17 protein-coding genes are annotated in these 18,032 nt (G+C 71.4%); 7 read left to right on the top strand and 10 right to left on the bottom strand.

Annotated elements, in window-relative coordinates; translation table 11 throughout:
• Positions 1-236 precede the first annotated feature (236 nt).
• Positions 237-749 carry an ATP-binding protein gene (locus tag BMZ82_RS13375; RefSeq protein ID WP_256251892.1) on the top strand — a complete coding sequence of 171 codons (513 nt, stop codon included), beginning with the start codon at positions 237-239 and terminating at the stop codon, positions 747-749.
• Positions 750-834: 85 nt separating this feature from the next.
• Here BMZ82_RS13375 and BMZ82_RS13370 read toward each other — a convergent pair whose 3' ends face one another.
• The 4 genes from BMZ82_RS13370 to BMZ82_RS13355 form a co-directional block, all read right to left on the bottom strand.
• The gene (locus BMZ82_RS13370; protein ID WP_093775190.1) at positions 835-1,512 is read right to left on the bottom strand and encodes a pyridoxine/pyridoxamine 5'-phosphate oxidase; all 678 of its coding nucleotides are present in this window, start codon (positions 1,510-1,512) and stop codon (positions 835-837) included.
• Positions 1,513-1,542: 30 nt separating this feature from the next.
• Positions 1,543-2,547 carry an expansin EXLX1 family cellulose-binding protein gene (locus tag BMZ82_RS13365; protein ID WP_093775188.1) on the bottom strand — a complete coding sequence of 335 codons (1,005 nt, stop codon included), beginning with the start codon at positions 2,545-2,547 and terminating at the stop codon, positions 1,543-1,545.
• A gap of 203 nt (positions 2,548-2,750) precedes the next feature.
• Positions 2,751-3,155 carry a hypothetical protein gene (locus BMZ82_RS13360; protein ID WP_093775186.1) on the bottom strand — a complete coding sequence of 135 codons (405 nt, stop codon included), beginning with the start codon at positions 3,153-3,155 and terminating at the stop codon, positions 2,751-2,753.
• Between the two features lie 95 nt (positions 3,156-3,250).
• A complete protein-coding gene (locus BMZ82_RS13355) occupies positions 3,251-4,423 on the bottom strand; it encodes a thiolase C-terminal domain-containing protein (RefSeq protein ID WP_256251891.1) in 1,173 nt (390 codons plus the stop codon).
• A gap of 164 nt (positions 4,424-4,587) precedes the next feature.
• Between BMZ82_RS13355 and BMZ82_RS13350 the strand changes: the two genes are divergently transcribed.
• On the top strand, positions 4,588-5,820 hold the full coding sequence (locus BMZ82_RS13350) for an acyl-CoA dehydrogenase family protein (protein WP_093775182.1): 1,233 nt from the start codon (positions 4,588-4,590) through the stop codon (positions 5,818-5,820).
• 32 nt (positions 5,821-5,852) lie between these two features.
• A complete protein-coding gene (locus BMZ82_RS13345; protein WP_093775180.1) occupies positions 5,853-6,353 on the top strand; it encodes a nitroreductase/quinone reductase family protein in 501 nt (166 codons plus the stop codon).
• 198 nt (positions 6,354-6,551) lie between these two features.
• Here the strand turns inward: BMZ82_RS13345 and BMZ82_RS13340 are convergent, their stop codons facing one another.
• Positions 6,552-7,187, bottom strand: coding sequence for a TetR family transcriptional regulator (locus BMZ82_RS13340; protein ID WP_093775178.1), 636 nt, complete (start codon positions 7,185-7,187; stop codon positions 6,552-6,554).
• 721 nt (positions 7,188-7,908) lie between these two features.
• On the opposite strand from BMZ82_RS13340, the gene BMZ82_RS13330 reads away from it, so the two are divergent.
• Both BMZ82_RS13330 and BMZ82_RS13325 read left to right on the top strand, forming a co-directional pair.
• On the top strand, positions 7,909-8,592 hold the full coding sequence (locus BMZ82_RS13330; protein WP_093775174.1) for an AfsK-binding protein KbpA: 684 nt from the start codon (positions 7,909-7,911) through the stop codon (positions 8,590-8,592).
• A 758-nt stretch (positions 8,593-9,350) separates the two neighbouring features.
• Positions 9,351-11,774 (top strand): protein serine/threonine kinase AfsK, encoded by a 2,424-nt coding sequence (locus tag BMZ82_RS13325; protein WP_093775172.1) that lies wholly within the window; start codon positions 9,351-9,353, stop codon positions 11,772-11,774.
• A 194-nt stretch (positions 11,775-11,968) separates the two neighbouring features.
• On the opposite strand, the gene BMZ82_RS13320 is transcribed toward BMZ82_RS13325, so the two are convergent.
• Positions 11,969-12,598, bottom strand: a complete 630-nt coding sequence (locus BMZ82_RS13320) for a DJ-1/PfpI family protein (protein ID WP_093775170.1) — start codon at positions 12,596-12,598, stop codon at positions 11,969-11,971.
• Positions 12,599-12,867: 269 nt separating this feature from the next.
• On the opposite strand from BMZ82_RS13320, the gene BMZ82_RS13315 reads away from it, so the two are divergent.
• Complete coding sequence (locus tag BMZ82_RS13315; protein ID WP_093775167.1) at positions 12,868-13,416, top strand: hypothetical protein; 549 nt, start codon at positions 12,868-12,870, stop codon at positions 13,414-13,416.
• Between the two features lie 10 nt (positions 13,417-13,426).
• Here the strand turns inward: BMZ82_RS13315 and BMZ82_RS13310 are convergent, their stop codons facing one another.
• From BMZ82_RS13310 to BMZ82_RS13300, 3 genes are read right to left on the bottom strand one after another with little or no spacing between them, the layout of a single operon-like run.
• Complete coding sequence (locus tag BMZ82_RS13310; RefSeq protein ID WP_093775165.1) at positions 13,427-14,200, bottom strand: enoyl-CoA hydratase/isomerase family protein; 774 nt, start codon at positions 14,198-14,200, stop codon at positions 13,427-13,429.
• Complete coding sequence (locus BMZ82_RS13305) at positions 14,197-14,613, bottom strand: Zn-ribbon domain-containing OB-fold protein (protein WP_093775163.1); 417 nt, start codon at positions 14,611-14,613, stop codon at positions 14,197-14,199. The genes BMZ82_RS13310 and BMZ82_RS13305 overlap by 4 nt, the downstream gene beginning before the upstream one ends.
• Before the next feature lie 16 nt (positions 14,614-14,629).
• Positions 14,630-15,817 carry a lipid-transfer protein gene (locus tag BMZ82_RS13300; RefSeq protein ID WP_093775161.1) on the bottom strand — a complete coding sequence of 396 codons (1,188 nt, stop codon included), beginning with the start codon at positions 15,815-15,817 and terminating at the stop codon, positions 14,630-14,632.
• A gap of 104 nt (positions 15,818-15,921) precedes the next feature.
• Here BMZ82_RS13300 and BMZ82_RS13295 point away from each other — a divergent pair, with 104 nt between their 5' ends.
• Entirely contained in the window at positions 15,922-17,532 is a 1,611-nt protein-coding gene (locus BMZ82_RS13295; protein ID WP_371271209.1) for a FadD3 family acyl-CoA ligase, read from the top strand.
• Positions 17,533-17,627: 95 nt separating this feature from the next.
• Here the strand turns inward: BMZ82_RS13295 and BMZ82_RS13290 are convergent, their stop codons facing one another.
• Positions 17,628-17,915, bottom strand: a complete 288-nt coding sequence (locus BMZ82_RS13290; protein ID WP_093775159.1) for a hypothetical protein — start codon at positions 17,913-17,915, stop codon at positions 17,628-17,630.
• Between the last annotated feature and the right edge of the window lie 117 nt (positions 17,916-18,032).

The raw sequence follows: 18,032 nt of genomic DNA, 5'->3' as shown, positions 1-18,032 counted from the left end.
GAGCTGGATCGGGTCCACCTCGATCGGTGGAAATATCGACGAAAAGGTGGCAACGATCCACCGGTTTCCTCTACGGTCAGTCATGGCTCGACCACTGAGCCGTAACAACCGTCCCGGAAGCGCATCACGCGTGCCCGCCCGTCATCTCCTCCCCCGGGAGGGGCGAGCTCGCGTCGGGGAGACAGGCCACCGGGTGGGTTCCCTCCGTACCAGCCGTACCAGTCAAGGGAGGTGCCGTGTATCTCGACACCGGGGTGTGCCAGTCGCCGACCCTCGCCCCCGCCGACGCCCCGTTCGTCCTCGCCCGGCCGGAGGCACTCTCCTTCAGCTTCACGATGCCCGCCGTTCCGCGAAGTCCCGGCATCGCGCGGGCGGCGACCCGGACGATCCTGGACGCGCACGGCCTCGCCGACGCGGCCGACGCGACCGTGCAGGTGGTGAGCGAACTGGCCGCCTGCGCCTGCCGTTTCTCCCCCACGGCCACCGTGTACGTGTCGCTCCGCTACCGCGACGAAGCCCTCCGCGTCACCCTCTACGACGGCCACCCCCGCCACGCCCACGTTCGCCTGGGCGCCGTCTGCGACCTGTCCCGACGGGTGTCCTTGGGTGTGCTGGACCACGTGGTCCGAGCCTGCCACGGGGACTGGGGCATCGGCGCCGGCCGCGAACCGGGCGGCGGCACGCGCATGTGGGCGGTGCTGCCGCGCGCGGGGGCCTGCGGGTATCTCCGTGATGGACACGCGGGGTGACCAAGCTCTACGTGATCGAGCGTGAGTGCTCGTGCTCGTGCTCGCGCGGCCCGCGCGGCCCGCGTGTGTGAAAGTCGGGACCGCGTCACGGCCAGAGCAGTTCCTTTGTCCACCTTTCTGTCCCCGTTCCCGGTTCGCGCCGGTAGGCCAGGCGTACGTGTCGGCGGCGGGCGTCGCCCTGGAAGAACTCCACGGTGTCCGGTCGTAGCCGGTACAGGGTCCAGGAGGCGGCCTCCGTCGTCGGGTTTCGGGCCGCCTGTTCCCAGGCTTCCTCCGACGCGCGCGCCAACTCCTCCACCGAGCCCAGGACTTCGCTCTGGTGCCCGGTCAGCGCGGCGGCCAGTGCGCCCGTCGAGCGGACGCGCAGGTCGGTCTGCGCGGCCTCGGCCGGGGCCACCGTGACCGGGCCCCGGACGCGGATCTGGCGGCCGTGCACCGGCCAGTAGAACGTGAGCGCGGCGTAGGGGCGGGCGGCGAGGTGGCGGCCCTTGCGGCTGGTCGCGTGGGTCGCGAAGGACCAGCCGTCCGGGTCGGCGCCGTGCAGCATCACGATGCGGGCGTCGGGCATGCCGTCCTCGTCCGAGGTGGCCAGCGTCATCGTGTGCGGCTCGGTCTGCCCGGCCGCGACCGCCTCCGCGAACCACTCCGTGAAGAGGGGCAGGGGGTCGTCGGGGGTCGACTCCGGGTCGAAGGACGGCAGTTCCGTCACCTCCGGGGCCCATACCCGTAGCGTCCTCAGCAGTTCGTGGAGATCCGTAGCCATGCAGCGAGTATGCGCGGTCGCACAACGGCATCAGTGCCGGGCGAACTGGACCCCGGTCGACTGCACCACGTCCGGGCGTACGGCGATTCCGGCGATGGTCAGTTGCTCCCCGTAGATGTCGGTGAGCCTGAGCTCGCCGCCGCATCCGCTGCCCTGCTCGGAGAGGAAGTAGTTGTACTCGGTGCGGGGCAGCGCGACCCACGAGCCGTTCGCGCGGACCTCCAGGCGGGCCAGCGGGTTGCGGTGGCCGATCGCCTGGACGCCGCACCAGTACTGGGTGGAACCGGTCTTGTAGCGGATCGAGATCGTGTCGGACGTCGCCGGGCTCAGCAGGCTCCACGTGATCGGGATCTGGCCCGCCGAGAGCGGCGCGATCTTCGCGAACGCCTGTCGGCTCAGGTCGAGTTGGCCGGGTGCGCAGGGCGCCGGGCACTCGTTGGTGATCCGGACCGTCACGGACGCCCCGCCCGACGCCCGTACGAGCACATACGCGCCGCACGCCTTCGACGTCTCGTAGTCGGCGGTGTTCATCGCCGCCGTCATGACGTCGGAGGTCGGACCGTAGGAACAGGCGCCGTTGCCGTCGCCGACGTCGTAGGAAGTGGCGATGCCCTGGTAGTCGGTCCCGGGCTGGATCCGCCCGGCGGACGGCACCGTACGGGACGCCGCCCGGGCCGCAGGTACGCCGGGTGCGCCGGGCGCGGCAGATACGGAGGGCTTGGCGGGCTTGGCCGAGGGGCGTGCGGACGGGGGCGCGGACGGGTTTGGGGTCGGGGAGCCCGACGTCGGCGTCGGCGATGCCGATGCCGATGACGTAGGCCTCGCTGTCGGTGACCCGGTCGCCTGCGCGCCGGCCACCGGCTTGAGCGTGCGCGCGCCGTCGTCGTCCCCGCCGCCGGGGCGGAAGGCCACGACCAGGGACACGGCGAGCGCGACGGCGGCCACGGCCGTCACGGCGACGGCGGGGACGCGGACCGTGCGCCGGTCGGGACGGCGGTCGGGGCGATGGGAACGTCGGTGCGAAGAGGCTGCCACGGAGGAATCCTTACGCGGTCGGGCGCAGCACGTCCTGAAAAGCTCCGGAAAACCCTGACTCCTGAGGAGACCTGAGGAGTCCTGAGTCGTCTGGAGCGTTCTGGAGTGCTTGGAGTGCTTGGAGTGGTGTTTGGCAAAGCTGTCGTCTCGTCAGTGGCCGCCGACGTCGAAAAGGTTGCCGTCATCCGTTCACGAATGGCCTCTCATGCCTCGTCGTGGTGGGTGAGGTGGCCGTCGGTGAGTCGCCAGTGGTGCTGGTGAGGGGTCAGGCGCCAGGTCTCGTCGGCGGTGGTCGCCTGCGTGATCCAGTCGAGGAGTTGGGGGAGGGCCTGTGCCCGTAGGACGGCGCGGGTGGCGGCACGTTCGGTGGCGGCGACCGGATGGACGTCGATCCGGACGCCGACCATGTCCGGGTGGACGCCGCCGCCGTAGTTGCCGGGGTGCGGGGCGATCCAAGCGGCGCCCAGCACGATGGTTCCGCTGTCGTGCCCGGTGAGGAACCTCAGATCCCTGACGTGGGCCATGGCGGTGCCGAGGCACTCGTTGATGTCGGTGGTGGTCAGTGGCCAGGCGCGGTGCCTGGGCAGTCTTCGTTCGCGTGCGGACATGGGGAGGAGCTTGGCAGCAGCCGACCCTCCGTCGGGGGTTGGGGGGTTGGGGGGTTTGGGGTCTTGGGGACGGGTGGTGGAAGCCGTCGTAGGTCTTACCCCCGGCCCAACACCACCGTCCCCGACGAGCAGAACCATCCGCCGGTTCCGGAGGCCACTCCGAGGCGGGGCAACTCGCCGTCCGGTCCGTGGACTTGGCGGGTGCCCGCCTCGCCGCGTAGTTGCCGTACAGCCTCCACCAGCAGGAACAGGCCCCGCATACCGGGGTGTTGGGCCGACAGGCCGCCGCCGTCCGTGTTGGTCGGGAGGGATCCCGACAGGGTCAGGCGGCCCTTCTCCACGAAGGCGCCGCCCTCGCCCTTCGGGCAGAAGCCCAGGTCTTCGAGGGTCACCAGCGTCATGTACGTGAACGCGTCGTAGATCTCGGCGAAATCCATCTCCTGCGGACGCAACCCCGCCCGTTCGAAGGCCAGTCGGCCGCTCACCGCCGCCGGGGAGACCGTGAAGTCGTCCCACTCGGACAGGGCGGCGTGCGAGACGTGCTCGCCCGTGCCGAGGATCCACACCGGTGCCGTACGGCAGTCGCGTACGTACTCCTCGGCCGCCAGCAGCACCGCCGCGCCGCCGTCCGAGCGCAGACAGCAGTGGAGTTTGGTGAACGGGTCGGCGATCATCTGGCCCGACAGGACGTCGTCGACCGTGATCGGGTCGCGGAACATCGCCTCCGGGTTCAGGGCTGCGTTCGCCCTCGCCTGGACCGCCACCTCCGCCAACTGCTCGATCGTCGTGCCGTATTGGAGCATGTGACGGCGGGCGGCCATCGCGTACTTGGCGATCAGCGTGTGGCCGTACGGCACCTCGAACTGGAGCGGGCCGCGCCCGCCGAAGGCGAAGGTACCGGTGCGACGGCCGGCCCTGATGTCGGCGCGAGCCGTCGAACCGTAGGTCAGGAGAACCGCGTTCGCGTGTCCGGCGGCGATCGCGTCCGCCGCGTGGGCCGTCATGACCTCCCACGTCGCGCCGCCCACCGACGTGGAGTCGACCCAAGTGGGGCGCAGGCCAAGGTAGTCGGCCACTTCCACCGGGGCGAGCGTGCCGAGGCCTGCGGACGCGAAGCCGTCCACCTGCGAACGGTCGAGGCCCGCGTCCGCCAGCGCGCGGCGGGCCGCCTGGGCGTGCAGGGCGTACGGGGTTGCGTCGTCCACTCGGCCGCAGTCGGAGAGGGCGACGCCGACGACGGCCACGTCGCGGGTGCCACGTTTCCCCAAGTTTGGGTTCCCCACCATGTATCTGACGGTACATCAGATGCCTTGGTCGGGGGCAGGTTCGGTGGCAGGTGTTGTGGCGTCCGGGCATTCGTCCATTCGTCTGGGCATTCGCCTCCCCGCGCCCTAATATGACGGACCGTCAGATACGGAGGGGAGCGTCATCCATGAACCCCAACTTCACCGCCGAGCAGGGCGAGATCCGCCGCACGCTGCGGGAACTCCTCCACAAACGCTCCGGTCCGCACGAGCTGCGGGCCGCCCTCGACACCCCCACCGGTCACGACCCCGCCCTCTGGACCGCCCTCGCCGAACAGCTCGGCCTGCCCGGACTCGCCCTCCCGGAGGCGTACGGCGGCGTCGGCTGCCACCGCACCGACCTCGCCCTCGCCGCCGAGGAGACCGGCCGCGCCCTCGCCCCCTCCCCGCTCCTCGCGACCTCCGTCCTCGCCGCGCCCCTGATCCTCGCCCTCGGCACCGACGCCCAGCGCGCCCGCCTGCTGCCCCAAATCTCCGACGGCACCCTGACCGCCGCCCTCGCCGTCCCGGCCCCCGTCCTCACCGCCGCCCTCGCCCTGACCTGCGGAAACGGCGGTGACTGGGCCGGCGGGGGGCGGGCCGGGGGCGTCCAGGCCCGGCGGACAGGGGAGAGGTGGCAGTTGTACGGGGAGGCCGTGCAGGTGCTCGACGGGCACAGCGCCGGGCTGCTGGTCGTCGCCGCGCACGCCGGGGGGTTCGCCCGGTCCCGCACCCTGCTGTTCCTGGTGGCGGGGGACGCCGCCGGGCTCGTACGCACCCGGCAGACCGCCCTGGACGCGACCCGGCCGCAGGGCCGTGTCCAACTCCGGCACGTCGAGGCCGAGTTGCTGGGGAGTGAGGCGGTGGACGTCTCCGAGTTGTCCGAAGTCCTTTCCCGTACCGGGGACTTGGCCGCCGCCTTCCTCGCCTGTGAGGCCGTCGGGGCCGCCGATCGTGTGGTGGAGCGGACCGTCGAGTACCTCGGGCAGCGGGAGCAGTTCGGGCGGGCCGTCGGTTCCTTCCAGGCCGTGCAGCACCGGCTGGCCGATGTGTACGTCCAGGTCCAGGCCGCTCGGTCCGCCGCCTATTACGCCGCCTGGGCGACTGGTCAGGAGGACGGCCAGGAGGACGGTCATGGGGACGGTCAGGGGGTGGAGCGGGTCGGGGGGCTTGCTCTTGCGCAGGCGCTGGAGGCGTTGCGGCGGGCCGCTGCCGAGGGCATTCAGTTGCACGGCGGTATCGGTTTCACCTGGGAGCACGAGGCCCACCTGTACTTCAAGCGGGCCGCCGGCGACGAGTTGCTGTTCGGGCCTGTGCACCGGCTCCGCGCCCATGCGGCCGATCAGGCACGGCTCTTCGAGCGGACGGGGGTCTTGGTGTGAGAGGCGAGAGAGGCGAGAGAGGCGTGAGAGGCGTGAGCAGTGGGACCGGTGGGGTCGGTGGGGTCGGGGTCCGTCTGGTTCAGAGGGTTTCCTCGACCCGGGGTTTTGCGAAAGTCGCCCCGCATGTCATCCCCGTCCTCGACCGGGCCGTCCATCGGCTCACCCGGGGAAAAGTGCTGCTCAGTGCCCAGATGGTGCCGGGGGCGATCCTGACCTGCACCGGCGCGCGGAGCGGGCAGCCGCGCCGGACGCCGCTGGCCTGCATGCCCGAGGAAGGCGGCGGGAGCTGGATCCTCATCGGCTCCAACTTCGGCCGCACCGGGCACCCCGCCTGGACCGCCAACCTCCTCGCCCACCCCGACGCCGAGATCAACTGGAAGGGCGCGGACATCCCGGTGACGGCCGTGCTGCTCGTGGGGGAGGACCGGGCGGCCGTCTGGAAGGCGCTGCTGGCGTTCTGGCCGCCGTATGCGACGTATCAGGCGCGGGTGGAGCGGGAGATCCGGCTGTTCCGGATCACGCCCAGGCCGTAGACACCAAGCGGCGGTCCATCCGGACGGGCGGGCGGACAGGCGGACGGACGAATGAACGACCGACCGGCCGACCGACTGACCGAGCAACCGGGTGAACCGCCGTCTGGCAGACAGGACTTGACGTAGGAGTCTCGGACTCTTGAAGTCTTGGACTCTTGGGGTCTTGGAGGTTGGCGTAAGAGTGGCGCGAGGGCGGGGCTACTTCGTCGGCTTCTTGCCGGTGATGCCCAGGTGCACCAACAGCGCCAGGTTCGGCTTGAGTTCAGCCTGCTTGACGCCCCACGTCTGGAAGCCCTTCTGGTGCGAGGCGACCGCCGCGAGCATCGCGACGAGCGCACCGGCGACGGCGGCCGGGTTCACGTCCTTGTCGACCTTGCCCTTGGACTGCAACTCGGCGACCGCGTCCGACAGGGAGTTGTTCACCGAGTTGAGGATCTTCATGCGGAGTTTGTAGAAGCGTTTGTCGCCCTCCGCCGCGCCGAGATCTACGACCCTGAGGATCGCGTCGTGCTTCCGCCAGAACTCCAGGAAGCCGTCGACGAGCTCCTGCGCCGTCTGCCAGCCCGCCTTGCCGACCCACGAACGGCCCGTGACCAGCGTGGTCAACTCGGCACCCTCGGCGGCCATTTGCTCGGCGATCTCCAGGACGGCACCCTCGACGTCCGGGAAGTACTGGTAGAACGTCGCGGGCGAAGTACCCGCCTTCCGGGCGACATCGATGACCTTGACGTCCCGGTAGGGAGAGGAGCTGAGCATCTCGCTGAGGCAGTCGAGCAGCTTCTGCCGCGTCGCCTGCCCGCGCCGACCGGCCACGCGGCCGTCGACGGTACGCACTTGTCCTGTCATGCCGTCAGCTTACCGAGGGGTGATCGGAGCGCGATTCGGCCGACTGCAAATGGGGTGCGAGGGGGTGTGGAGACGGGTGTGCCTGGTCGCGCAGGGTGCGCACGCAGGGTCTGCGCGTCGCGTGAACCGCCGTTAGTTTGGCTGCATGGCCGAAAACAGGGCATCGGTGAACGCAGAGGGCTCCGCCAAGGGATCCGCCGAAAACTCCGCCAACGGTTCCCCCAAGGACCCCGCCAACGGCTCCGCCGAGGGTTCCCCCAAGGACTCCGGTGAGGGTTCCCGCAAGGGCTCCGGTGCGGGTTCCTCCGAGGGCTCCCGCAGGGGCTCCACTGAGGGCTCCGGTGAGGGTGCCCCCGGGAGGCCCCCGGAGAGGTCCCCCGAGGGCTCCTCGCCGAGATCCTCCGAGGGCACCTCCCCGGGAACTCCCGAGCGATCTCCGCAAGGGTTCCCGCAGGGGACCGGGCCTGGGGTCGAGCCGGGTTCCGGGCCGAGGTCCGGGCCGGGCTCCCCTCAGGGTTCCTCAGGGAGGCCCGCTGAGGGCTCCTCCTCGGGGTCTCCCCAGCCATCCCCCCAGCCATCCCCCCAGGGGTTCCCCCCGGGGTTCCCGCAGCGGCCCGCTGAAGGGTTCCCCGGAGGCTCCGGCCAAGGGTCCGCTCAAGGCTTCTCCCAGGGGTCTCCCCAAGGTTTCCCGGAGGGTGTCCCCTGTTGGGTGGATGCGCAGCTTCCCGATGTGGAGGCCGGTCGGCGGTTCTACGGTGAGCTTTTCGGGTGGGGTTTCGAGGGGCGGCCGGAAGGCCAGGGCACCTCCGTATGGGCCCGGCTGGACGGGGCTGCCGTCGCCGCGCTCGCCCAGAAGACGGACGGTCGTATGCCCACCGTCTGGACGGTGTACTTCGCCACCCCCGACGCACAGGCCACCACCCACCGCATCCGGACCGGCGGCGGACAGGTGATCATGCCCCCCTTCCCGGTCGGCGCGCTGGGCACCGCCGCCCTCGCCGCCGATCCCGAGGGCGCGGTCTTCGGCCTCTGGCAGATCGGGAGCCACGCCGGCTTCGGCGTCCGGCACACCCCCGGCACGTTCGCCTGGGCGCAGCTCTACGCCCGCGACACCGAGCACGCCAACACCTTCTACGGCCACCTCTTCCACGACGCCCTCTTCGGCCCCGGCGCGAAGCCCGACTTCGGCCGGGCACCCGTCGGCGACGTCTTCTCCGACGTCATGCCGCCGCACTTCCTCGTCCACTTCGGCGTCGAGGACTGCGAAGCGGCGCTGGGCACGGTGAGCCGGCTCGGCGGGCGGGTGCAGGCGGGGCCGTTCGCCGCGTCGTACGGCACGGTGGCCGTCGTCACCGACAACCAGGGGGCGTCGTTCGCGCTGCTCCAGCGCTGAGAAGCGTCAGCGTCCCGCGTCCGACGACCCCTCGTCTGACGCCGCTTCGTCCGACAACCTCTCGGCTGGCGTTCCCTCGCTAAGCGCCCCCTCACCCATCGATCCCTCGTCCGGTGCCCCCTTGCCCTCACCGGGCCCCGGGTCGGCCCTCACCGGGCCCCCTTGCCCTCACCGGGCCCCGGTCGGCCCTCACCGGGCCCCCGGCGGGACTTTCGTCAGGCCCCGGACCCGATCCTCACCGGACCCCGACGGGACCGGACGCTCATCCGACCCCGACGCGACCCTCGTCAGGCCCCGGACCTGACCCTCATCGGACCCCCGACCGGACCCTCGTCAGGCCCTCACCGGCCCCCCCCATGAGCCCCCGACCCGACCCTCATCGCCCCCCGACCGGCCCCCACCCGGATCCCCCACCCGGATCCCTCACCCCCTTTCCGCCCCCCACCCCCTCATCGCATCCCCGAGGCCCCTTCCCTCCCCTTCCCTCCCCCCTAAGGGGGCCTCCGGACCCCCTTGCCGCCCTTTCCCAGCCCCCCTCCCCGAGGGGCTCAAGGCGTCTCACCGGCAGGTTTGTCGTACTGTGGGGATTTTTTGCCCGCATATGAAATGAGACACCCCGAATGACCCTGGGTTCGCAACCAGCCGTCCGGCCAGGAACAATCGGGGTGCGTGCCGCCATGGCGGTGCGGTGGTGAGACGCTGCACGGGGCCGTGTACACAAGTGGGTGACGCGGCTCGTACGGGGAGGTGGCAGGCAAGTGGTGGATCAGCTTACGCAGCACGATCCTCGGCGGATCGGGCCGTTCGAGGTGCTGGGACGGCTGGGTGCCGGCGGCATGGGGCTGGTCTATCTGGCACGTTCGGCCTCGGGCCGGCGCGTGGCGATCAAGACGGTCCGTACGGAGCTCGCCGAGGACCAGCTCTTCCGCGTGCGCTTCACGCGTGAGGTGGAGGCGGCCCGCGCCGTCTCCGGCTTCTACACGGCCGCGGTCGTCGACGCCGATCCGCGCGCCGCCGTGCCGTGGCTGGCCACCGCGTACGTGCCCGCGCCCTCCCTCGAGGAGATAGTGAACGAGTGCGGGCCGATGCCGGCCCAAGCGGTGCGCTGGCTGGCGGCGGGCGTCGCCGAGGCCCTCCAGTCCATCCACGGGGCGGGACTGGTCCACCGCGACCTCAAGCCGTCCAACGTCCTCGTCGTCGAGGACGGGCCCCGCGTGATCGACTTCGGTATCGCGTCCGGCGTCTCGAACACACGTTTGACGATGACGAACGTGGCCGTCGGCACCCCCGCCTACATGTCCCCCGAGCAGGCGAAGGACTCGCGGAGCGTGACCGGCGCGAGCGACGTCTTCTCGCTCGGCTCGATGCTCGTCTTCGCCGCCACCGGCCACCCGCCCTTCCACGGCGCGAACCCGGTCGAGACGGTCTTCATGCTGCTGCGCGAAGGCCCGGACCTGGAGGGCCTGCCGGACGAACTGCGTCCGCTCATCGAGTCCTGTATGCAGATGGAGGCCACGGCCCGCCCCAACCCGGCCGACCTCCAGGCCCAGCTCGCCCCCCACCTCTTCGGCTCCGGTTCCGACGACAGCGGTACGGCGTCGGCGTGGCTGCCCGAGAAGGCCGTCACCCTCATCGAGACCCGCCGAGGCGGCCGCCCGGCCCCGAAACCGGCCCCCGCCAGCCCCCGCAACGGGGGAGTAGGGGCCGGAGCAGGCGTGGGTGGCGGCGGTGGCGGTGGTGGCGGTGGTGGTGGCGTGGCCATGGGTCGGGGGGCCGTCCCGCCCCCGCCGTCCCACGATCCCGTGGTGCTTTCCCGGCCCGCGCACGCCCCCGCGCCGGTCGGCTCCCCCGACGCCGGTCCCGTCCGGCTGGCGGGTGGGGCGGTGCCGATCGGGCCCGGGCCGCGCGTCGCCGACGTCCGTGCCACGGCCGCCATGAAGGCGCCGGTCGCGGAACCCGGCCTGGTCGCCAACTGGTCCCGGCTGCACCCCGGCGTCAACGGCGCCGACCCCGCCGTACCGGCCGCGCAGAACGCGCCCGCCGAGACGCCGGCGGGCTGGCGGCCCTGGCGTTTCCGCATGTCGAACGACGTGTGGGGGACGCCGTCGGTCGCCGGGGACCTGGTCTACGTCACCTCGTTCGAGGTGCACGCTCTCGACGTGGCCACCGGCCGGCGCCGTTTCAAGACGCGGGACGTGGCCTGGTCGATGGCGGTGTCGGACGGCCGCGTCCACGCCTCCGACGGCCCCACCCTGTTCGCGCTGGACGCCCGCGAGGGCGGCGACCTGTGGCGGCTGTCCACGGACGCCTGGGTGTACTCGCTCAAGGCCGACCGGGGCACGGTCGTCACCGGCACGCGCGGCGGCGGCGTCCAGGCCTGGGAGGCCTCGGGCGGGCAGAAACTCTGGGAGATCAGCGGCTGCCAGACCGACTTCGAGTCCCCGGAGGCCGGCCCGACGCTCCACGAGGGCACGGTCTACGTCTGGCAGGACGCCCGGCTCAGAGCCCTCGACGCCCGTACGGGTGACGAACGCTGGTCGTATCCGATCGGCGACACGGCCTCCTGCGGCGGCGTCCCGGTCCGCGTGACGCCCGGCCCCGACGGCTACGTCTACCTCTCCGCCGGCACCCGCGTCCTCGCCGTCGACGTGGCGAGCGGCATGGTGCGCTGGCACTTCGAGGCCCCGGCGGTGTTCCTGTCCCCGCCGACCTTCGTGCCCGGCCCGGCCGTCACCGGCGGCGGCGTCTACCTCGCCGACTACCTCGGCACGGTGTACGCCATCGACGCCACCGACGGCCGCGACCGCTGGCGCATCGCCACCGAGGCCCGGGCGTCCGTCGACCCCGTGCTGGTGGCGGCCGGCCATGTCCACGTCGGCAGCGGCAAGGGCCTGTACACGCTGGACGCGGTCACCGGCACGCCGAAGTGGCGCTTCCAGGCGGGCGGCGACATCGTGGGCGCCCCGGCGGTCGCGGAGGGCCGTATCCACTTCGGCTCCACCGACCACCTCCTCTACACCCTCAAGGCCGACGACGGCCGCCTGCGCTGGAAACTGGCCACCGGCGGCGAGATCACCGGCTCCCCGGTGGTCCGCGACGGCGTCGTGTACGCGTGCAGCAAGGACCGCTGCGTGTACGCGCTCGACGCGGAGAAGGGAACGGGCACGGCCCGAACGGCGTAACCACCGGCGTCCGGCGTCCGGCGTCCGGCGTCCGGCGTACGTGCCCGCTGCCGCCCCACGCCGGGGCGGCAGCGGGTGATGGCGTCCCCGTCACCACCCACTACCACCACCGAGCACACCGCCCACCACCCCATCGGATGGAAAGGCGACAAGTCCGGTGCTGCTGCGGCTGGTTGACCCGTCGCCCCGTGACGTCAGCTCGGCGGGAACAGCGTGAACAGCTTCTCGACGACGTCCGCCGGAGCGGAGTTCGGGGATCCCGAGGTGTAGGGCGGCTCCGGTGCGTACTCGATGAGGAGCTGAAGGGCCTGCGCCACGTCGTCACCCGCCATCAGACCGGCCAGGGTCAACGCCATGTCGATGCCCGCCGAGACGCCTGCCCCGGTCGCGTAGTGACCGTCGATGACGACCCGCTCCTTCGCCGGCGTCACACCGAACCCGGCGAGGTGCTCGAGCGCACCCCAGTGGGTCGTCGCCCGACGACCTTCGAGGACTCCGGCGGCGGCGAGGATCAAGGTCCCCGTGCAGACGGAAGCCGTCCACGCGGAGGTCCGGTCGACCGTACGCAACCATGCGTGCAGTCTCCCGTCGGCCATCTGCTCGGCCTGACCCGCGCCGCCACCGACGATCACCACATCCGGGTTCGGCACGTCGGCGAGACCTGCGACGACGTCGATCGACAGGCTGCCCAGGTCGTTGCGGACAAGGCCCGGACGCTCGGCGACGAAGACGACCTCGGTGTCCGGGAGGCGGCCCAGGACGTCGTACGGTCCGATGACGTCCAGCGCGGTGAACCCGGGATAGAGAACGATCGCGATCTGCATGCGGGAGGCTCCTTCAGCAGGGTTTCCTTCGTGAACCGTGTGTTCCGTTTCCGGTGCAACACACGCATCAGGCTTTTTCTGCTCCATGTGTCAGTGGTCGGGGCGCGGCCCCGTCTGGTTCCCGGTACCTGCCGAGCCGGCCGGTTCCGAGTTGTGGCGGCGGGCAAGGTCGTCACCATCCAGTTCTCGCGGATCACCGTGTCGTAGCGGGCGGTTCGCTGCCGCCACTCGGTGAACTGCGCGGCACAGGCCCTGTCTAGGCTGTTCGCATGGATCGACGGGGGCAGAAATTCAAGTTCGCAACGGTGGCGGTGCTGGTCGTCCTGGCGCTGACCGGTTTCTCGACGGGACGCGGGCACGGGCACGGCAGCAGTCACAGTGGTGGCGACGGCGGCGGTGGCGGGTGCAGCAACTCCAGCCAGGATCACGACAGTTCGTCGTCAGGCGGTGGTGGTACGTCGGGCTCGAGGTACCACGACTACGACGACGATGACGACTATGACGACGACGCGTCCGGTGGCAGTGGTTCCTCGGACGCGTCGGCGGCGCTTCAGGACGCCTCGGTGACGTTGGTCGACTGTGCGACGCCGAGTCAGGCGTACGCGACGGTCGAGGTCACCAACCCGAACTCGACCGGGGGTTACTTCACCGTCACGGTCGATTTCCTGGACGCCGGTTCCAACCGGGTGGAAGAGGGCAGCACGGACGAGTACGTCGCCGGGAACGCGACGGCGACCGTGCAGGTCGACCTGTCCAGCCCGGGCGTCGCGGCGAAGGTCGACCACTGCAACCCGGAACCGTACGCCCCGGCCACCTGACAACAACCCCTCACCGCACCCGGAACCCCTCACCCCGCCGCCCGGCGAACAGCTCCGCCTGCTGCTCGTCCGGCAGGTTGCCCAGGGCGATGAGGTGGGGTGCCTGGGCGAAGGCGGCGGTGCGGGCTGCTTCCTTTGCCGCCCAGAGGGCACGTACGGTGCCCTGGACGGCGGTCGGGGGGTGGCCGGCGATGACCGTCGCGCAGGTGACGGCCGCCTGCAACGCGCCGCCTGGTTCGGTGAGTTCGGAGACGAGGCCGATCTCGTGGGCGCGGCGGGCCGAGGTCCGTTCGGCCATGCCCATGAGCATCAGCCGGGCTGCCTCGCCGTACGGCATCCGCTGCGCCAGGAGCATCGACTCGTACGCGCTGACCATGCCGTACGTGACGTGCGGGTCGAAGAACTCGGCGGCGGCGCCCGCGACGATGAAGTCGCACTCGCCGAGCAGGTAGAAGGCACCCCCGCAGGCCATTCCCTCCACAGCGGCGATGACCGGCTTCCACAGGTCGTTCGCCTTCGGGCCGATGGTCAGGAGGGGGTCGTCCTGCATGTAGGGGGAGGCCGGTTGGGGTACGGCGGTGTCTCTGTCCAGGCCTGTGGAGAACGCCCGGGTGCCGGAGCCGGTGAGGACTGTCGCTCGTATCGCGTCGTTGAATCGCAACTCTCGCCAGATCAGCTTCAGTTCGCTGATTGTTGTTGGGTCTATCGCGTTGAGTCTTGTCGGTCTGTCCAGGGTGACTACCGCTACGCCGGTGGCCTTGTCGAGGTCGGTGAGTACGCTCACGGGCGCTCCAGGACCCACTGCGGCAGGCCGTTTCCGTCGAAGACGACCCGTACCCTTGCGCCGATCCGAATGTGGTCGTGGGGAAGGGAGTTGAGGGGTGCGCCCGGTGCCGTCACCAGGTTTCCGATCAGGCGGATCCGGGGAGCCTCGGTCAGTTCGACGAGGATCACGTTGTACGGGGCCTGCGCCGCGTACTCGGGGAGGAGGGGCGGGTGCGGGACGACGTAGGACCAGATGCGGCCGCGTCCGGAGGTGCGTCGCCACTCGGCCGCGAAGGACTGGCAGTGCGGGCAGCAGGGGCGGGGCGGGAAGCGGGGTTCGGCGCAGTCGGCGCAGGTCTGGACGCGGAGTTCGCCCTCGGCGGCGTACCGCCAGAAGGGGGCGCCGTCGGCGTCCGGGACGGGGCTCAGCATGTCAACTCCTGGCAGGTCAACGTCTGTTGGTGAGAAGCAGGGCGGAGGTCGGGACGCCCTCGCCTGCCGTGACCAGGCAGGTCGTGGCGCCCGGGACCTGGGCCGTGCTCGCTCCGCGTAGTTGTTTCACGCCCTCGGTGATGAGGTTGAAGCCGTGGACGTAGGCCTCGCTGAGGCCGCCGCCGCCCGTGTTGAGGGGCAGCCGGCCGCCGGTCTCCAGCGCGCCGCCCTCGGTGAACGCCCCGCCCTCGCCGCGCCCGCAGAACCCGTAGCCCTCCAGGGAGAGCGGGACGAGCGGGGTGAACGCGTCGTAGATCTGGGCGACATCGACGTCGGCCGGGGTGAAGTCGGCGTGTTTCCACAGGTGTCGGGCGGCTGCCCAGGCGGGGCCGGTGAGCGGGTCGTCGTTCCAGTAGTTGACCATGCCGTGGTGCTGGGCGGGCAGGCCCTGGGCGGCCGAGTGGACGTAGACCGGCCGGTGGCGGCAGTCGCGGGCGCGCTCTCTGCTGACGATCACGCAGGCCAACGCGCCGTCCGTCTCAAGGCAGTTGTCGTAGAGGCAGAGGGGCTCGCTGATCCACCGGGAGGTCATGTACATCTCGCGGGTGAGGGGGCGGTCGTACATGATCGCGGCCGGGTTCTGGTTGGCGCGGTTGCGGCAGGCGAGGGCGACGTTGAAGAGGTGGTCGCGGGTGGCGCCGTACTCGTGGAGGTAGCGGCGGGCCAGCATGGCTATCTCGTCGGCGGGGCGCAGCAGGCCGAAGGGGCGGGTCCACTGGGCGGGGGTGGGGAGTTGGGCCGTGGTGTTGGTCCACGGGCGCGGGCCGCTGCCCCGCTTGCGCGAGCGCCAGGCGACCCCGACCGTGGCCTGGCCGGCGGCGATCGCCGCCGCCAGATGGGCGACCGTCGCGCACGAACCGCCGCCGCCGTACCCGACCTTGCTGAAGAAGGTCAGGTCGCCGAAGCCGACGGCCTTCGCGAGCTCGACCTCGTCCGTCTCCTCCATGGTGTAGGAGGCGAGGGCGTCGACCTCGCCGGGGGCGATGCCGGCGTCGTCGAGGGCGGCGAGGACGGCTCGGCAGGCGAGGGTCCGTTCGTCCTCGGGCAGGTGCTTGGCGAACGGCGTCTGTCCGATGCCGACGACGGCGGTGGCGTCCTTGAGCCCGGTCACTGGCCTCACCTCAGCAGACACAACGCTGGACATGAGCTGACAGGACGTCACGGTACAGCTAATCTGACGGGTCGTCAGCTACTGCGTGCGGGAGGCTGGTTGTGGACGCGAGTGTGGACGCGAGTGTGGACAAGAGTGTGCAGTGGGGCAGTATTCCGGGGCTCGTTCGGGCGGCGGCCCAGCGGTTCGCCGACACCGAGGCGGTGGTCGACGGCCGCACGCGGATCTCGTACGGCGAACTCGGCGTGCGGGTCGAGCGCGCGGCGGCGGCGTGCGTCGCGAACGGGGTGCGGGCGGGCGACCGGGTCGGCATCTGGGCGCCCAACTCGCTGGAGTGGATGGTCGCGGCGCTGGGCGCGGTGTCGGCGGGGGCGGTGCTGGTCCCGCTGAACACCCGGTTCAAGGGCGCGGAGGCCGCGTATGTGCTGCGCAGGAGTGGGGCGCGGCTGCTGTTCGTGACGGGTACGTTCCTGGGGACGTCGTATGTGGCGTCGTTGCGGCGGGCTGCGGGGGAGGGGCCGGGTGCGGGGCCGGGTACGGGGGTGGGGCGGGGGCCGTTGGCCGGGCTTCCCGCGCTGGAGCAGGTCGTGGTGCTGTCCGACGACGCCCCGGCCGACTTCCGTACCTGGAAGGACTTCCTGGCGAGCGGGGACGGGGTGGAGGCGGCGCTCGTGCGGGCGCGGGCGGACGCGGTGCGGGGGGACTGGCCGTCGGACATCGTCTACACCTCGGGCACGACGGGCCGCCCGAAGGGCGCGGTGATCACGCACGCGCAGACCCTCACGGCGTACCGGATCTGGGCCGACCTGGCCGGGCTGCGGCACGGCGACCGCTACCTGATCGTCAACCCCTTCTTCCACACCTTCGGCTACAAGGCGGGCGTGATCGCCTGCCTGATGCGGGGCGCGACGATGATCCCGCAGTCGGTGTTCAACGTGGACGCGGTGCTGGCGAACGTGGCCGCGGAGCGGGTGTCGGTGCTGCCCGGCCCCCCGACGCTCCACCAGTCCCTCCTGGACCACGCGTCCCGCGACACGTACGACCTGTCGGCGCTGAGGCTGGTCGTGACCGGCGCGGCGGTCGTCCCGCTGCGTCTCGTGGAACGGCTGCGGGGCGAACTCGGCGTACGGACCGTCCTGACGGCGTACGGCCTCTCGGAGGCCAGCGGCATCGTCACGATGTGCCGCCGGGGCGACGAGCCGCAGGTGATCGCGTCGACGTCCGGCCGGGCGATCCCCGGGACGGAGGTCAAGGTCGTCGACGAGGCGGGCGCCGAACTCCCGGCCGGTACCCCGGGCGAGGTGCTGGTCCGAGGCTTCAACGTCATGCGCGGCTACTACGAGGACGACGCGGCGACGGCCGAAGTCCGCACCGCGGACGGCTGGTTGCGCACGGGCGACGTCGGCGTACTGGACGCGGCGGGCAACCTCCGTATCACCGACCGGATGAAGGACATGTTCATCGTCGGCGGCTTCAACGCCTACCCGGCGGAGATAGAGCAACTCCTCGGCCTGCACCCGGACGTGGCCGACGTCGCCGTCATCGGCGTCCCGGACCCACGGCTCGGCGAGGTCGGCAAGGCGTACGTGGTCCGGCGTCCCGGCGCGACCGCCACCGCCGACGACCTGATCGCCTGGTCCCGCCGCGAGATGGCCAACTACAAGGTCCCCAGGGTGGTCGTCTTCGTCGCCGAACTGCCTCGCAACGCGAGCGGGAAGGTGGTCAAGGGAGAGCTGCGGGGGCGGTGAACCGGCAAGGCGGCCGTGGCTTGTTCCGGATGCGGGCATGCCTCGGCCGCGGCGGCTTCCCCTCCGCGCCGCCGCGGCCGATCCCCGTCGGGAACTCAGGCTTGCTTGCCGTCCAGGTCCAGGGCGGGCGGAGCCGGAGCGTGGTTCTCGAACGTGACGATCTCGTCGTCGGCCGCCAGCGTGGACGTCGGTGCGGAGGTCGGCGTGGAAGCCAGTGCCGAAGTCGTCCCGGAGTCGGGCGACTTGGCGTCCGACGGCTTTGTGTCCGACGACTTCGTGTCCGGTGTCGCGGGCCTGGACAGGGTCGGCATGATGGGAGCGTGGTTCTCCAGCGTCCTGATGGCCGCGGTCTCGTCCGGCTGCTTCTTCTCGGTGTCGCTCATGTTCAGGCTCCCCCTGGGAGTGGTGTGCAGTGGCTGAAAGGCGCCTCTGTCCGGCGATTCCCCCGAAGTATCGCCGGACAGCGGCATATGCCGGAGCCCACCCCCCAGTGGGCTCGT

The sequence above is a fragment of the Streptomyces sp. yr375 genome (assembly GCF_900110755.1).
Taxonomy (GTDB): Bacteria; Actinomycetota; Actinomycetes; order Streptomycetales; family Streptomycetaceae; genus Streptomyces.
This window is presented reverse-complemented; position numbering and strand designations above follow the sequence as displayed.

What these genes read in the sequence shown, in the direction of transcription:
- BMZ82_RS13370 (WP_093775190.1), bottom strand. Translation starts at nt 1,512, where the DNA reads ATGGCTACGGATCTCCACGAACTGCTGAGGACGCTACGGGTATGGGCC.
- BMZ82_RS13360 (WP_093775186.1), bottom strand. Translation starts at nt 3,155, where the DNA reads ATGTCCGCACGCGAACGAAGACTGCCCAGGCACCGCGCCTGGCCACTG.
- BMZ82_RS13350 (WP_093775182.1), top strand. Translation starts at nt 4,588, where the DNA reads ATGAACCCCAACTTCACCGCCGAGCAGGGCGAGATCCGCCGCACGCTG.
- BMZ82_RS13300 (WP_093775161.1), bottom strand. Translation starts at nt 15,817, where the DNA reads ATGTCCAGCGTTGTGTCTGCTGAGGTGAGGCCAGTGACCGGGCTCAAG.
- BMZ82_RS13315 (WP_093775167.1), top strand. Translation starts at nt 12,868, where the DNA reads ATGGATCGACGGGGGCAGAAATTCAAGTTCGCAACGGTGGCGGTGCTG.
- BMZ82_RS13305 (WP_093775163.1), bottom strand. Translation starts at nt 14,613, where the DNA reads ATGCTGAGCCCCGTCCCGGACGCCGACGGCGCCCCCTTCTGGCGGTAC.
- BMZ82_RS13290 (WP_093775159.1), bottom strand. Translation starts at nt 17,915, where the DNA reads ATGAGCGACACCGAGAAGAAGCAGCCGGACGAGACCGCGGCCATCAGG.
- BMZ82_RS13320 (WP_093775170.1), bottom strand. Translation starts at nt 12,598, where the DNA reads ATGCAGATCGCGATCGTTCTCTATCCCGGGTTCACCGCGCTGGACGTC.